Here is a 14,557-nt window from a genome sequence, read left to right as displayed (position 1 = left end):
GCACCGTGATCGCCCGCGACGAGCGCGGCATCCCGTATGTGCGCGGCGCCGACGTGTTCGAGCTCGCGGCCGCGCAGGGCGAGGCCGCGGCGCACGACCGCGGGTGGCAGATCGAGGTCGACCGCCGCCGCGCCGAGGGCACGCTGTCGGCGCTCATCGGCCCGGCCGGCCTCGAATGGGACGTGTTCGCGCGCCGCGCCCGACTCGACGACACCGCGCGTCGGGGGTTCGCGTCGCTCGGCGACGAGGACCGCGCGTTCGTGCGCTCCTACGTCGACGGCATGCGGCGGGGCATGCGCGAGGTCGGCGTGAGCGCCCCGGAGTTCGCCGATCTCGACGCGCTCTTCGGCGAGCGCGCGCCCCTCGACGAGTGGCCCGAACACGCGCCTCTCGGCATCCTGCACGTGGCGCACGCGCTGTTCTCGTCGTTCCCGAGCCTGCTCTTCGCCGAGCACGTCGCACGCACGCTCGGCGACGAGTGGGTCGATGCCCTGGCCGGCGGCGACGACGTCGAGCCCGCGTCGGGCAGCAACGCGTGGGCCGTGCACGGCTCGCTCACGGCATCCGGGTTCCCGATGCTCGCCGGCGACCCGCACCGGCTGTTCGAGTTGCCGGGCGTGTACCAGCAGGTGGGGCTCGCGTGCGACGAGTTCGACGTCATCGGCCTCGCGTTCCCCGGGGTTCCGGGCATCGCGCACTTCGGGCACACCGGCCACGCCGCGTGGGGCATCACGAACGCCCTCGCGCACGGCGTCGACGTGTTCCGCGAGCGCCTGCGACCGGTCACCGCCGCCCCCGCCCCCGCCGGTCGAGGAGGCGCGCCAGCGCCCGCCGGTCGAGGAGGCGCGCCAGCGCCGTCTCGAGACCAAGGCGGCCACCACGCCTACGAGGCCCTCGGCCCCGACGGCTGGCACGCGGCATCCGTCGTGCGCTCGACCATCGGCGTACGCGGCGGCGGACCGGTCGCCGTCGAGGCGATCGAGACCGAGCGCGGCACCGTCATCACCGACCTCACGCCCCTGCCCGACGGCGAGTTCGAGGCGTGGAGCGTGCGGATGCCGGCCCGCTCGGACCGCGATCTCGGGTTCGCCGCGCTGCTGCCGTTGCTCCGTGCCCGCTCGGCGGCCGACGTCGTGGCGGCGTTCGACCGTTGGGTCGACCCCGTGAACCGCCTGCTCGCCGCAGACCGAGCGGGAGCCGTGCTCTCGGCGACGGTGGGCCGCGCCCCCGATCGCGCGCGCGCGGAACGTCGCCTTCCGCTCGACGGCCGGGTCGCCCGACCCGTCGCAGACCGGCGGATGCCGCGGGCCGTCGTCGTCGACACGGTCGCCGTCGACGCGAACGAGCGCCCGACGAACCCCGACGTGGATCTCGGCCGCGCCTATGCGCCGCCGCACCGCGCCCACCGCATCCGCGACCTGCTCGACGAGCGGCGGCCCGGCGGCGTCGACGAGCTCGCCCCGATCTGGGGAGACGTGCGCCTCGGCGGGCTCGACGACTGGCTCGCACTGCTGCCGGGCGAAGGCGACGCGGGCCCCGGCGCGGGTCCGTCCGCTGATGCCGACGCCGATGTCCCCGCCGTGCGGCGAGCGCTCGACGAGCTCCGCGCCTGGAACGGCGAGATGCAGGCCGACTCCCCCGGGGCCGCGCGCTTCGCGGCGTTCCGTGAGGCGCTCGTGGCCGGCATCGCGGCGCTGCCCGAGCTCGAGCGGCTGCACGACCCGCATCCGTTCGGCGCGATCTTCGACCCGTGGATGGGCGCCCGGGGGCGCATCGCCGCCGCCCTGCCAGGGCTGCTGCACTCGCCCCTGCTCGCCGGCTGCCGCGACGGCCTCGTGCGCGACGCCCTGGCCGCGGCCGCCGCGCGGCCGCCCGAGGCATGGGGCGACGAGCACCGGCTGCTGCCGCTGCACGTCTTCGCCGATGTGCCGGGCGCGGACGATCCGGGCCGCAACCTCGACGCCCCGCTCGCGGGCGACGGCGAGACCGTGCGCAGTACCGGATCAACGCCCGGCGTCACCCGTCGAAGCTGGCGCGGCTCGGTCGCCCGCTGGGCGTGGGACCTCGGCGAGCGCGACCGCAGCCGCTGGGGCGTGCCGTTCGGCGCCTCCGGCGACCCGGCCTCGCCGCACTTCGCCGACCAGCTCGCCGAGTGGGTCGCGGCTGATCCGCCGTGCGTCGGGCCGGCGCCGGGCGTTCCGTCCGCAGGGTCTCGAGACGGCGCTGGCGCGCCTCCTCGACCAGCGAGAACCCCGGCAGACGGCGCTGACGCGCCTCCTCGACCAGCGCCGACCCCGCCGGTCGAGTAGCGCGAAGCGCGTATCGAGACCAGCGCACCCCCGACATCCGCTCTCCGACGAATCGAGCCGAACATGACCGTCATCCCCGACACCGTCACCGCGAACCCCGAGCGCCTCGCCACCGGTCGCGCGGGCGACCTCGTGCACACCGCCCATGATCCCGCGCTCGGCACGATCGACGTGTTCGTGCTGGACCCCGACGCGCACCTCGACGTGATCCACAGCTGGGTCACGCAGCCTCGGGCCGCGTTCTGGGGACTCGGCGAACTGAGCAAGCAGGAGCTGCGCGAGCTCTACGCCTACGTCGACGTGCTCGACACGCACCATGCGTTCCTGGTGTTCCGCGACGGCACGCCCGTCGTACTGCTGCAGACCTACGAACCCGAGCACGACCCGGTCGGCGAGTGCTACGAGGTCGAACCGGGCGACGTCGGCCTGCACCTCTTCATCGGCGACCGCGGCGCGCCCGTCGACGCGTACACGACCCGCATCTCCCGCGTGCTCGGCGACTTCCTGTTCGCATCGCCGGGAGCGCAACGGCTCGTCATCGAGCCCGACGTGCACAACGAGGCGGCGGTCGCCCGCATGACCCGCACCGGGTTCGTGCCCGGCCCCGTCATCGACCTGCCCACGAAGCAGGGCTGGCTCGCGTTCATGCCCCGAGAACGCTGGGAGCGGATGCCGCGCTGACGCACGCGGGCGACCGGCCGACTTCGCGCGATCCTGCCCGGGTCGACCGGCACGGCCATAGGCTGGAACCTCCGATCGCGCCGACCGCTCCGGTCGCGCCGCTCACACCGCTCGACCTCGAAGGAGTCCGCCGTGCGCACCGTTCCTGCCTACGCCGCCCCGTCCGCCACCGAGCCGCTGGTGCCCACGACCATCGAGCGCCGCGACGTCGGCCCGACCGACGTGCTCATCGCGATCCGCTACGCGGGCGTCTGCCACTCCGACATCCACACCGTGCGCGGCGAGTGGGGGCAGATCGCCTACCCGCAGGTCGTCGGCCACGAGATCGTCGGCGAGGTCGTCGAGGTCGGGGCGGATGTCTCGAAGCACGCCGTCGGCGACCGGGTGGGCGTCGGCTGCATGGTCAACTCGTGCCGCGAGTGCGAGAACTGCGAGGCCGGCATGGAGAACTACTGCCTCGAGGGCAACACGCAGACGTACGCCGCACGCGACCGCGACGGTTCGATCACGCAGGGCGGCTACTCGACGCACATCGTCGTCGACGAGGACTTCGTGCTGAAGGTGCCCGAGGCGATCCCGTACGAGGCCGCCGCGCCGCTGCTCTGCGCGGGCATCACGACCTACTCGCCGCTCGCGCACTGGAACGCCGGGCCCGGCAAGCGCGTCGCCGTCGTCGGCCTCGGCGGGCTCGGCCACATGGCCGTCAAGATCGCCGCCGCCATGGGCGCCGAGGTCACCGTGCTCTCGCAGACGCTGTCCAAGCGCGACGACGGGCTGAGCTTCGGGGCATCCGACTACTACGCGACGAGCGACGCCGCGACCTGGGCGAAGCTGCGCAACAGCTTCGACCTCATCATCAACACGGTCAGCGCCCCCATCGACCTGCGCAAGTACTTCTCGCTGCTCGCGCTCGACGGCACCTTCGTGAGCGTCGGCGCTCCCGCCGAGCCGCTGCCCGTCAACGTCTTCACCCTGTTCAACAACCGCCGGTCGTTCGCCGGATCGACCATCGGCGGCATCGCCGAGACGCAGGAGATGCTCGACTTCTGCGCCGAGCACGGCATCGCCCCCGAGATCGAGCTCATCTCGGCCGACCAGATCAACGACGCCTACGAGCGCGTGCTCTCGAGCGACGTGCGCTACCGCTTCGTGATCGACACCGAGACGATCGCCGGGTAGGGCTTCAGGGCCCCGGATGCCGCGGGCCGACCGGTTTCGAACGGTCGGGTCGCGGCATCCGCCCGCGAAGAGCTCAGCCGGCGATCGCCGTGAGCTGCAGCACCGGAATGCGGCGATCGGTCTTCTCGAGGTACTCGGCGAACTGCGGCTCCTCGGCGACGATCGCGTCGTAGGCCTCGTGCCACCCGTCGGCCGGGATCTCGCTCGCGGTCACCCGCACGGTCACGATCTCGCCGTCGACGAGCGCCTCGATCTCGAACGACGGGTTGGCCCGCAGGTTGTGGTACCAGGCGGGGTTCTCGGGCGCGCCGGCCTTCGACGCCACGACGCGCCACCCCTGCTCGTTGCGGAACCCGACGACGGGGTTCAGGTGCGTCGCACCCGTCTTCGCCCCGATCGAGTGCATGACGATGAGCTTCGGACCCCAGTAGTTCTCGGTGCCCTTGCTGCTGCGGAACTGCTCGATGACGTCTTCATTCCAACCCATGCAGAGAGGCAACGCCCACGCGCGGCAGAAATTCCGCCCCTACGATGGTGCAGGACGCCGACCAGGGGAGAGAAGATGGCCATCACCGTAACGCCCGAGACGTACATCCGCGCCGAGGTGGAGGGCCGCTTCGCCCTCTTCCAGCAGCGTGCAGGCGGCAAGATCAACGAGTTCTACCTGATCAGCCGCCCCGTCCCGACCGATGAGCAGCCGGTGGTGCGCATGAATCGCGACACCCTGTACGGCGGCGGCGTCATCGACACCGCCGAGGGCGCACGCGTGTACGTGCCCGAGGTCGCCGACGGACGATACGTCTCGCTCATGGTGATCGACCACGACCACTACACGGTCGACGTCTTCCACGAGCCCGGATGGCACGACATCGACTCCCCGACCCGGTACTGCGTCGCCGTTCCGCGCGTCGAACTGCACGACATGCGCGACGAGGACGAGATCGCGCACGTGCTGGAGGTGCTGCACCAGTTCAAGATCGAGGCGAAGAGCGCCGAGAACTTCGTGCCCGCCGACTGGGACTACGACTCGATGTTCGCGCTGCGGGCGCAGTACGAGCAGCAGTTCCGCACGTACACGCAGTACCCGTCCGGCTGGATGGGGCGACGGGGCGAGGTCGACGAGGCCACGCGGCACCTGGCGGTCGCCGGCGCATGGGGCCTCTTCCCCGAGCAGGAGGCCGTGTACATCAACTACACCGGCCCCGTCGACGCTTCCAAGGCCTACGTCGCCACCTACTCGGTGCCGCCGTGCGACGCGTTCTGGTCGATCGCCGTGTACGGCGACGACGCCTTCTTCCACGTCGACAACGCCACCCTGAGCCCCGAGACGACGCAGTACAACGACGACGGCACCTTCACCGTCTACTTCGGGTCGACCGACATCGTGGGCGACAAGCCCAACCGCCTGGACATCACCGAGGGGTGGAACTTCCTGTTCCGCGTCTACCAGCCGGCGGCCAGTGTGCTCGCCCGCGAATACACGCTTCCCGACGTCGCCGAAGTCACCGCCTGACGCACGCCGGCGCGGGCCCCTCGTCGATCAGCCTCATGCGTCGGCCCGGTGACAGGTGCCCTGAACGGGGCGTTGCGAAGCTGCCGGACAGGGAGGAATCTGTGGACTGACTGATGCTCGACGAGGGGGTCTGACATGGTCAATCCGTCGGAAATCGTTCGACGTGGGCAATCACACGGCAGTGACAAGTTCGATGCGACTACGACGAAGAACCTCGTCGTAGCCGTACCGCAGCGTCCTCAGAAGATCGTCACTCCGGTCGCAAGCGGTCATCAGGTCAAATCGATCAAGCCGGTGGGATCGACGAAGCGGAACCCACCCGACCGCTCGGCGGACGACGCGACGGTCACCGAGTACACGCCGATCGGCATCGGCCAGCCCCTGAAGATCACGCTCGAGCAGCTCTACGTCGGTGATCTGCCTCTGCCCGACGGTGAGTTGCTCGTGTACTCGAGAACGAAGAATCCTGACGACGGCGCCGAGGCCGCATTCGCGTTCCATTGGCTAGGCCAGGACGTTCGCCCCAGAAGTCACCCTGAAATGTCCGACGGCTCAGCGGGCAGTGCCGTCGTGTACTACTCACCCGCCGAGAGCGCCACCAAGCTCGAGCTCTCCGTGCAGATCAAGTTCGACTACTTCCCGAAGGAGGTCGCCGAGGCCTGGCGAACGGCGATCCTGAATATCGGCAGGCTCCCGATCCTCCTCGGCGGATTCGGCTTCGGGCCGGGCGGGGCAGCTGCCGCTCAAGCGATCGTGGGTGTGGCTGACGCGGGATCAGAACTGGTGATCAATCTGATCGATCAGTCCATCGATGGATCCGAGGCGGAGAAGATGGGTGGAGCCCTCACCATCGCGCATCCGGGAAGAACGGAGGCGCAAGCTGGCTACCTCGTGCTGACGCCGAACGACTACCGGGTGGTCTCCAAGGGCGCGAGCGGCTCGTCGGTGCTTACCGGATACACGAGCAATGACGGGTACGAGAGCGCCAAAGGCGCTGAGCACCATGAGTCCATCAACATCGACGGTGCGGAATTCTTCGTATCCAGCAGCGACGGACAACTCAAACATGCAACAGATGGGCGGTGGCCGGACAACAAGCGCTACAAGCAGGGCGAGACCGTTGAAGGCCCCTGGCACTACGCGGTCATCCTGATAGACGGTGCCGAAGATCCGGATCTCAAGAAGTGGAAGCCGGCAGCCGTCACCGCCGACCTTGCAGCGAAGTTCCTGAACAGGTCGAAGGACGCTGATCTCCCGAGCATGACCGAGAAGGTCTTCTCCTCGTACTCCGATGCCGTGATGATCACGCGCGCTACGGAGCTTGAGGCCGAGATTCGGAAGGCGACCAAGAAGGCTGACTCGGCCGAAGCGGCCGGAGACGAGAAGGCGAAAGCGAAGAGCGAGAAGGCAAAGGAACTCCTCCAGAAGCAGCGGACCGCGGTACTCGACGCAATCCAGAACGACAAGCTCAAGGACCTCGTCACAGGCGAGGAATAGACGCCCGCGCCCGCGCCTTGATCGCGACGATCACGTCGGTCTTGGCCTCGGCGTAGTCGTTCATGTCGTCCCATTGCTCGGCGATCAGGGCGCGTTTCGTCTGCTCGTACAGGGCTCGGTCGTCGGCGTCGGCGCGCAGATGGTCGCGGAACAGCAGGTACTCCTCCACCTCCGGTGCGTCGTGCTCGAAGACGTGCACGTGCACGTCGCGCTCGGGGGTGCGCACCATTCGGTGGCGGGGCTCGCGCACCCGCAGCACGTATCCGGCCTCGAGCAGCGGCTCGAGGTAGTCCTCTTCCGCCGTGATGTCGTCGACGGTGACGAGGATGTCGATGATCGGCTTCGCCGCGAGTCCCGGCACCGAGGTGGAGCCGATGTGCTCGACGGTGACGTGCCCGACGGCGACGCTCTCATCCGCGGCATCCGCTTCGGCGAGTGCCTCGAGGATCCGCCGCCGGTGCTCGGCGAACCGGTCGGCCCATGCGTCGTCGGCTTCGTGGAGGCCCACGACGAGTCGCTCGCGACCGCCGACGAGCTCGAGCGTCGAGGCATCCGCTCGTCGCGGTTCGGGTCGTCCGCTCACCGGCGTTCAGCCCTGCGCAGCCGCGGCGTCGTCGATGCAGACGACCCCCGTGTTGCCGTCGTGGTCGGCGATCACGGTGAGCGAGGGCGCCTCTCGGTCGTCGACGACGGTGCCGCCGGCCGCGAGCGCGGCGGCGATGCGCGACTCGGCCGCCTCGGGCGCCACGTAGACCTCGACGTGCAGGCGCTGACGCCCGGCCGAGTGCTCGCCGAGCTCGCCGAACCACAGGTTCGGGACGCGTCCGGTGGCGTCGCGGATCTCGTCGCTCGGGCTGCCACGGCCCTGGGACTCGGCACTGCCGGTCAGAAGGGCGGCCCACATCGGTGCGATCCTCGCGGAGTCCTCGGTGTCGAGGCCGAGTTCGATGTGGCTGACCGCGGCCGGATCCGCGACGAGGCCGTGATCGGCGGCGATCTCGGTGATGCGCCGCGCGAGATCCACATCCTGCTGCGTCACCCATTCGACGATGTGCTCGGTTCCCTCGCCGTCGCGGTACACGGCGTCGTCGCTGACGAGTTCGAGGTCGACGAATCCGTCGCCGATCGTCGCGCTCGGGTGGTGGCCGAACGCGTCGCCCGCCTCGCCCACGGCGACGAGGAACCGTGCACCGGCACCGAAGTCGTCGACGAGGTACCGGGCGTGCAGCCCCTGGGCCAGCTTCCGCCACTCGGCGAGACGGGCGGCGGCGATCTGGGTGCCCTTCATCATGTCCATGTGCGGATTCAACTCCGTTTCGGCCGCCGCCGCATCATGAACGGCACCGCCGACAGCACGCAGCTGACGGCCGGCACGATCGTGAGCGCGATGAACACGGTCTGCTGCATGTCGGCGGTGACCTCGACGCCGCGCTCGTAGCCGGCGATGACGACGAACACGCCGAAGACGAGCACGGCGAGCGCGTTCATGATCTTCGAGACGAAGGTGAGCGAGGCGAACGAGATGCCGTCGTTGCGCACGCCGAGGCGGCGTTCGGCGTCGTCGACCGAGTCGGCGATCATCGCCGCCTGCGTCACGAGGAACACGCCGAGCATGAGCCCGGTGAGGAAGATGAACACGAGCAGCACGGCGAGGTTCGCGTAGCCGACGACGAACATGAGCAGGTACAGCGCGGCCGCGGCGAACGAGCTCCACACCATCACGCGGCGGGCCGGCACGCGGCGCAGCAGCAGCGGGCTGAGAAACGACGAGACGACCATGCCGACGATGATCGCCGCGCCGACGAGCGTGAACGCGCCCTCGTCGCCGTAGGCGATGACGACGAACACCGCGCCGCCGGCCTGCACGATGAAGCGGCCGAACCCGAGCACCGAGGCGATGAGCACGGTCAGGAGCATCCGGTTCTTGAACAGGGTCGCGACGAGTTGGCGAACGCTGAGCCCGTCGGATGCCGCAGCGGTCTCGCGCTCTCGGGTGAAGAAGAACGCGAGCAGGAACACGCCCATGCCGAGGAACGACGTGAGGAACACGGCGAGCGTCCACCCGCTGCCGGTGGTCTCGGGGCCGAAGCTCAGGGCGCGCGCGATCCACGGCATGCCGAGCGTCGAGAGCCCGAGGGCGATCGATCCGAAGGCGCGCACGCTGCCGATGACACGGGTGCGCCGGTCGGGGTCGACGAACGCCGAGCCGATCAGGCCCCAGAAGGGCACGTCGCACACCGTGTACGCGAGGCTCCAGAGGATGTAGGTCACGCCGAAGAAGGCGATCTTCGCGGGCTCGCTCACGTCGGGCACCGAGAACAGCAGACCCGAGAGCACGGCCACGGGCGCCGCCGAGAACAGGATGTACGGCCGCAGCTTGCCCCACCGCGACCGGGTCATGTCGACGATGCTGCCCATGAGCGGGTCGGTGATCGCGTCGATGAACTTCGACACGGTGATGATCACCGTGACTGCCGCGAGCCCGCCGCTGCTGATGCCCGCGTACTGCAGCAGGTACACGAGGATGAACGTCGACACCGTGGTGAGCACGAAGTTCTGCCCGAAGCCCGCGGTGATGACCGCTCGCGCCTGGATGCGCGGCGCGATCGCCGGCATCGGTCGGGCTGCGGATGCCGCGGCGGGCCCGCCGGCGGTCACGACGCCGCCCGCAGCACGATCGTCTTGATCTCGAACGGGCCGAACTCGAGCCGGTCGAGGTCGACGCGGTCGGCCGCGCCGTACGGGCGCTCGAGCAGGTCGGTCTCGACGGCGGCGAAGGCATGGGCAGAATCGGCGCGGGCGGCATCGGTCGCCGCCGGTCGAGCGGCGGAGCGTGTCGAGACCCCCGGCATCGACACGCGCAGCGCGGTCGTCGTAGTCTGCCCGAGGCTCTCGTAGAGCCGCAGCACGACGCCGTCGCCCTGCTCGGCGCGCTTCAGGGTCTCGATGATCACACCGGGATCGTCGACGGATGCCGCGGACGCGAACGGCGCGGCATCCGTGATCTGCAGCGGGTTGTTGAGCCGGTAGCCCTCGCGCACGACCTTCGCGAGGTCGCCCGGCGCGAACGGCGTGAACGCGTACGTGAAGCGGTGCCGCCCGCGGTCGGCCGTCTTGTCGGGGAACGTGGGCGCGCGCAGCAGGTTGAGGCTCACGAGCCCGTTCTTCACGCGGTGCCCGTACTTCGAGTCGTTGAGCAGCGCGAAGCCGCCGCGGTCGTCGTCGGTGGCGATCCACTTGTGCGCGCAGACCTCGAACTGCGCCCGCTCGACCGAGTCGCGCTCGGTGGTGACGCGTTCGAGGTGGCCGAACTGGATCTCGCAGCGCACCGTCTCGCCGAAGTGCGTCGGGCGGAACTCGGCGCGCAGCATGCGGTGCTTCTCGTGCCAGTCGACATCGGTCTCGAAGCGCACGACGTCGCTGCCGGCCTCGAGCACGATGCGCTGGCGCACGGTCACGGCCGTCGACCGGTACTCCTGCGTGCGAACGACCGTCGGCCCGTCGACCTCGGCGCTGACGAGCCGCATGGGGATCACGCGCGGCGCCTTCGTCACGTAGTCGGCCTTGATGTCCCAGGCGTTGAACGGCCAGACGTAGGGGTCGCGGTGCACGACGAGCCGGTTGAGGCCGGCACCCGCGTGCTCGGCGCCGTCGCGGTCGACGCACGAGACGATCACGCCGTCGGCGCCGAAGCGCAGCGTCACCACGCCGTTGCCGAGGGAGTCGTCGGTGAAGGTGAGATCGTCGGATGCCGCGGCGACGGGCTGCAACTCGGCGGCGGCGTACGGCGCGACGACCGCCCGGAACCAGTCGTCGCCCACCCGGACGACCTCCTCGCGGGCGTGGCTCGTGAGGTTGAGGGCGGTGCGCTCGACGGGCGCGCCGCCGCCGACCTCGCCGCGCCGCGGCATCCGCTCGATCAGTTCGGTCGCGTACGCGTCGAGTTCGCCCTCGATGCGCTCGTACGTCTCGATCGCCTCGCGGTTGACGCGCTCGATCGAGGAGCCGGGGATGATGTCGTGGAACTGGTTGAGCAGCACCTCGCGCCAGTGCTCCTCGAGCACGGGCCGGTGGTCGTCGCCGGCGAGCACGGCGAGCGCCTCGACCTCGTGCAGCTTGCGTTCGACGAGCCGGTTGTGCCGCTTGATCTGGGCCTGCGTCGTGTAGGTGCCCTGGTGGGTCTCGAGGTAGAGCTCGCCGACGTGGGTGTGGGCGATGTCGCGCTGCTCGAGCCGGCGGAAGAAGTCGCCAGCGGTCGATCGGCGCACCTTGGGCAGCCCGCGGAGCCCTTGTCCGTCGACGCCGTGCTCGCGGTCGAGCAACTGGTGGTGGATCTCGTTGGGTCCGCCGCCGCCGTCGCCCGAGCCGTAGACGAGCAGTGCGGTGTCGAGGTCGCGCTCGGGATACCGCTGTAACCCGGTGAGCAGGTTATCGGCACCGGCGCGGCTGTTGTAGTCGCCCTCGGGCGGCATGTGCACGAGCACGCTCGACCCGTCGATGCCCTGCCAGTGGAAGGTGCGGTGCGGGAAGTCGTTCACCTTGTTCCACGCGAGCTTGATGGTCTGGAACCAGTCCATGCCGCTCTTCTTCAGGATCTGCGGCAGGTTGCCGTTGTACCCGAACGTGTCGGGCAGCCAGCACAGCCGCAGCTGCTCGTCGGTCAGCGCGAACTCCTGCTGCAGGAACGCGCGACCCACCATCGCCTGCCGCACTAGCGACTCCCCCGACGGCAGGTTCGTGTCGGGCTCCACCCAGAACGAGCCCTGCAGCTCCATGCGCCCGTCGGCGACCGCGGTCTTCATACGCTCGAAGAGGGCCGGATGCCGCGTGCGCATCCAGTGCATCTGCTGCGGCTGGCTCGTGCCGTAGACGTAGTCGTCGCGCCGGTCGATCGCGTTCATGGCGCGCACGTACGTGCGGGCCGCCTTGCGCCGCGTCTCGCGGAGGGGCCAGAGCCACGCCATGTCGAGGTGGCCGTGACCCACGGCGTCATACAGGAACCCGCTCGTCGACGGTGCCGCAAGCGCGGGTGCCAGCGCCGCACGGGCCTCCCGGATCGCCCCGACGCCCCCGCCGCCGAAGCGCACCCACGCCGCGGCGAGCGCTCGGCGCAGCTCGGCCTCGAGCACGGCATCCTCGGTCGCGCCGGCCAGCACGACGAGCGTCAGGTAGTCGTAGTAGAGGGCGTACGCCTCGTCGTCGCGGGTCGCGAGATGAGCGCCGTGATAGATCGCCTTGCCGACCTCGTAGAGGATCCAGCCGTTGTACGTGACATCCGCGTAGAGCTCGATGCGCGCGCCCGGCGTCGTGTCGACGTTCAGCACCGGGCGATGCTGCCCACCGCTATGGGGCAGATCGCCCTGTTGGAACACCGTGCTCACCGAGTCGAGCAGCTCACCCGCGGCGCTGTGCACGAGACCCTCGCCGCGCACGCCGAGCATGATGACGAGGTTCTCGGCGTTGCCCGCGTTGCTGCCCAGGCTGCGCACGGCTCGGCCGGCCTTGCCGGAGGCATCCGCCGGCACCTCGCCCGTGATGCGCACCCAGGCGCATTCGAACACCGACCCCCACGCCGTTCCGTCGCGCAGCGGCCGGAACGCCGACCGGTCGAGTTCGGCGAACGGGATCGGCTCGGGCGAGCGCACGATCTCGGCCCGAAGCGGCGCGACCTTCGTGTAGATGCGCTTGCGGATGCGCGTCAGGCGTCGATACTCGGTCGGCTGCTGGGCGGCGAGACCGAACAGGAAGGCTGGGAATCCCTGCATGGCGTCCTCTTGTCTGCTGACACCTCGGCCGCGCCCGCGGCGATGCAGGCACGGTCAGGCGGATGTCGCGCACGCGAGTCTAGGTCACACCTGCGTCAACATCGCAGTCCCGGATGCCCCGTGCTGCCGGGTCGGCACTATTGTCGGATCACCCGCTCTGCCGCACCCCCGGTCCTCACCCGAAAGGCGCCGTCCGCTCATGAAGCGCACCCTGAAGATCCTCGCCTGGATCGTCGCCGTCGTCATCGTCGCGTTCGCGCTGCTGGTCGGCAGTTTCTGGTTCGAGGGCCGGCAGAGCCGGACTGCTCAGGCTGCACGGATGGACGAGTTGCGCACCACCGAGCCGAGCCCGCTCGTCGAGGTGCCGATCGACGACGACCTGCCGTACGCCGACCTGCAGGTCATCGGCACGCACAACAGCTACAACCTCGCCCCGACCTGGTTGCAGACGCAGGTGATCAGCCTCGTGGAGCCGAGCGAGGCGCCGGCCCTCCAGTACGATCACGAGCCGCTCACCGACCAGCTCGACGCCGGAATCCGCAGCCTCGAGCTCGACGTTCGCTGGAACGGCGAGGACTTCAGCATGAGCCACGTGCCACTCGTGGGCAACCGCGCCACGTCGCCCGACTTCGGGCTCGCCCTCGAAGAGATCGCGCTGTGGTCCAAGCGGCATGAGGGCCACCTGCCGATCAGCATCATGATCGAGGTCAAGTCCGACTACATGTTCCTCGACCCGACCTTGAAGGCGTACGACGCCGAAGCCGCCGACGCGCTCGACGACGTGATCGCCGATCGCCTCGGCGCCGCCCTGTTCACGCCCGACGACCTCGGCGACGGCGCCTGGCCGACCGTCGGCGAGATGCGCGACCGCGTGCTGTTCTACTTCGGCGACAACGAGGCCGTGCACGAGCTCGCCCTCGACGGCCACCCGAACCTCGAGGGGCGCAGCATCTTCACCTCGTCGAAGACCGGCTCCCCCGACGCCCGCTTCGTCATCCTCGACGACCCCCGCGACCCCGCGATGGCTGCCGACCTCGCAGCGGGCGTCATCGTGCGCACCCGCGCCGACGCAGACCTCCACACGTCGGATGCCGACCGGGCCGCTGCGCTCGACTCCGGCGCCCAGCTCATCTCGACCGACTACCCGCCGTCGGAGCCGCGCGCCGGCGACGGCTACACGGTCTCGTTCGACGCCGACGCCCTCGCCCGCCCGGTGCCCGGCACCGAGTGACCGCATCGGGCGGCGAGAACATCGTCGAGCCGGCACCACGACCGCTTCGGAGGCGTACGTTGGAGGCATGAGCGATGACACGAGCACCGAAGTCGAATACATCGTCGAGCACGTCGACGGCCCGCTGGCCGGAACCACCGACCGGCGCGTGCTGATCGGCGGCGAGGTCGAGCAGCGCATCTCCTCGGTCGCCGCCGTCCGCGGCGTCGAGTCGATCTTCTGGTACGTCGCCGGCGACGAACGACAGGTCGGCGACGAGCGGTACGTGAAGTACCACTTCGACCCCTCCGAGAGCGACCCCGTGCAGTCCGATCCCGACGAGGAATCGCTCTGACCCGTCCCGCCGACCGGTCGGGCCGACGCCGGGCGACGGGCCGCGCGA

12 protein-coding genes are annotated in these 14,557 nt (G+C 70.0%); 7 read left to right on the top strand and 5 right to left on the bottom strand.

Annotation, left to right across the window (positions count from 1 at the left end; translation table 11 throughout):
- Positions 1 to 5 precede the first annotated feature (5 nt).
- From GQQ92_RS07125 to GQQ92_RS07115, 3 genes are all read left to right on the top strand, one after another.
- Positions 6 to 2,309 carry a penicillin acylase family protein gene (locus GQQ92_RS07125; protein WP_197738128.1) on the top strand — a complete coding sequence of 768 codons (2,304 nt, stop codon included), beginning with the start codon at positions 6 to 8 and terminating at the stop codon, positions 2,307 to 2,309.
- A 63-nt stretch (positions 2,310 to 2,372) separates the two neighbouring features.
- Positions 2,373 to 2,990, top strand: coding sequence for a GNAT family N-acetyltransferase (locus GQQ92_RS07120; RefSeq protein ID WP_156998530.1), 618 nt, complete (start codon positions 2,373 to 2,375; stop codon positions 2,988 to 2,990).
- Between the two features lie 132 nt (positions 2,991 to 3,122).
- Positions 3,123 to 4,169 (top strand): NAD(P)-dependent alcohol dehydrogenase, encoded by a 1,047-nt coding sequence (locus GQQ92_RS07115; protein WP_156998529.1) that lies wholly within the window; start codon positions 3,123 to 3,125, stop codon positions 4,167 to 4,169.
- Between the two features lie 73 nt (positions 4,170 to 4,242).
- Here the strand turns inward: GQQ92_RS07115 and GQQ92_RS07110 are convergent, their stop codons facing one another.
- Positions 4,243 to 4,656, bottom strand: a complete 414-nt coding sequence (locus tag GQQ92_RS07110) for a nitroreductase/quinone reductase family protein (protein ID WP_156998528.1) — start codon at positions 4,654 to 4,656, stop codon at positions 4,243 to 4,245.
- Between the two features lie 75 nt (positions 4,657 to 4,731).
- Between GQQ92_RS07110 and GQQ92_RS07105 the strand changes: the two genes are divergently transcribed.
- On the top strand, positions 4,732 to 5,682 hold the full coding sequence (locus GQQ92_RS07105) for a DUF1214 domain-containing protein (RefSeq protein WP_156998527.1): 951 nt from the start codon (positions 4,732 to 4,734) through the stop codon (positions 5,680 to 5,682).
- A 135-nt stretch (positions 5,683 to 5,817) separates the two neighbouring features.
- Entirely contained in the window at positions 5,818 to 7,179 is a 1,362-nt protein-coding gene (locus GQQ92_RS07100; protein ID WP_156998526.1) for a hypothetical protein, read from the top strand.
- Here GQQ92_RS07100 and GQQ92_RS07095 read toward each other — a convergent pair.
- From GQQ92_RS07095 to GQQ92_RS07080, 4 genes are read right to left on the bottom strand one after another with little or no spacing between them, the layout of a single operon-like run.
- Positions 7,163 to 7,762, bottom strand: coding sequence for a GrpB family protein (locus tag GQQ92_RS07095; RefSeq protein ID WP_156998525.1), 600 nt, complete (start codon positions 7,760 to 7,762; stop codon positions 7,163 to 7,165). The genes GQQ92_RS07100 and GQQ92_RS07095 overlap by 17 nt on opposite strands.
- A 6-nt stretch (positions 7,763 to 7,768) precedes the next feature.
- The gene (locus GQQ92_RS07090) at positions 7,769 to 8,476 is read right to left on the bottom strand and encodes a VOC family protein (protein ID WP_156998524.1); all 708 of its coding nucleotides are present in this window, start codon (positions 8,474 to 8,476) and stop codon (positions 7,769 to 7,771) included.
- An 8-nt stretch (positions 8,477 to 8,484) separates the two neighbouring features.
- Positions 8,485 to 9,837: an MFS transporter gene (locus tag GQQ92_RS07085; protein ID WP_156998523.1), complete on the bottom strand. Its 1,353-nt coding sequence runs from the start codon at positions 9,835 to 9,837 to the stop codon at positions 8,485 to 8,487.
- Entirely contained in the window at positions 9,834 to 12,944 is a 3,111-nt protein-coding gene (locus tag GQQ92_RS07080) for an alpha-mannosidase (RefSeq protein ID WP_156998522.1), read from the bottom strand. The genes GQQ92_RS07085 and GQQ92_RS07080 overlap by 4 nt, the downstream gene beginning before the upstream one ends.
- 199 nt (positions 12,945 to 13,143) lie before the next feature.
- Between GQQ92_RS07080 and GQQ92_RS07075 the strand changes: the two genes are divergently transcribed.
- Together GQQ92_RS07075 and GQQ92_RS07070 are read left to right on the top strand one after the other, a co-directional pair.
- Positions 13,144 to 14,175: a Ca2+-dependent phosphoinositide-specific phospholipase C gene (locus GQQ92_RS07075; RefSeq protein WP_197738127.1), complete on the top strand. Its 1,032-nt coding sequence runs from the start codon at positions 13,144 to 13,146 to the stop codon at positions 14,173 to 14,175.
- A 67-nt stretch (positions 14,176 to 14,242) separates the two neighbouring features.
- Positions 14,243 to 14,509, top strand: coding sequence for a hypothetical protein (locus GQQ92_RS07070; RefSeq protein WP_156998520.1), 267 nt, complete (start codon positions 14,243 to 14,245; stop codon positions 14,507 to 14,509).
- Positions 14,510 to 14,557 lie beyond the last annotated feature (48 nt).

Source organism: Agromyces terreus (assembly GCF_009749465.1).
Lineage (GTDB): Bacteria > Actinomycetota > Actinomycetes > Actinomycetales > Microbacteriaceae > Agromyces > Agromyces terreus.
The sequence above is the reverse complement of the archived record's forward strand: the minus strand, read 5'-3'. Positions and strand labels throughout refer to the sequence as shown.

Bases quoted from the DNA above. Each gene is read 5' to 3' on its own strand.
- GQQ92_RS07075 (WP_197738127.1), top strand. From the start codon at position 13,144: ATGAAGCGCACCCTGAAGATCCTCGCCTGGATCGTCGCCGTCGTCATC.
- GQQ92_RS07120 (WP_156998530.1), top strand. From the start codon at position 2,373: ATGACCGTCATCCCCGACACCGTCACCGCGAACCCCGAGCGCCTCGCC.
- GQQ92_RS07100 (WP_156998526.1), top strand. From the start codon at position 5,818: ATGGTCAATCCGTCGGAAATCGTTCGACGTGGGCAATCACACGGCAGT.
- GQQ92_RS07105 (WP_156998527.1), top strand. From the start codon at position 4,732: ATGGCCATCACCGTAACGCCCGAGACGTACATCCGCGCCGAGGTGGAG.
- GQQ92_RS07080 (WP_156998522.1), bottom strand. From the start codon at position 12,944: ATGCAGGGATTCCCAGCCTTCCTGTTCGGTCTCGCCGCCCAGCAGCCG.
- GQQ92_RS07070 (WP_156998520.1), top strand. From the start codon at position 14,243: ATGAGCGATGACACGAGCACCGAAGTCGAATACATCGTCGAGCACGTC.
- GQQ92_RS07110 (WP_156998528.1), bottom strand. From the start codon at position 4,656: ATGGGTTGGAATGAAGACGTCATCGAGCAGTTCCGCAGCAGCAAGGGC.
- GQQ92_RS07090 (WP_156998524.1), bottom strand. From the start codon at position 8,476: ATGGACATGATGAAGGGCACCCAGATCGCCGCCGCCCGTCTCGCCGAG.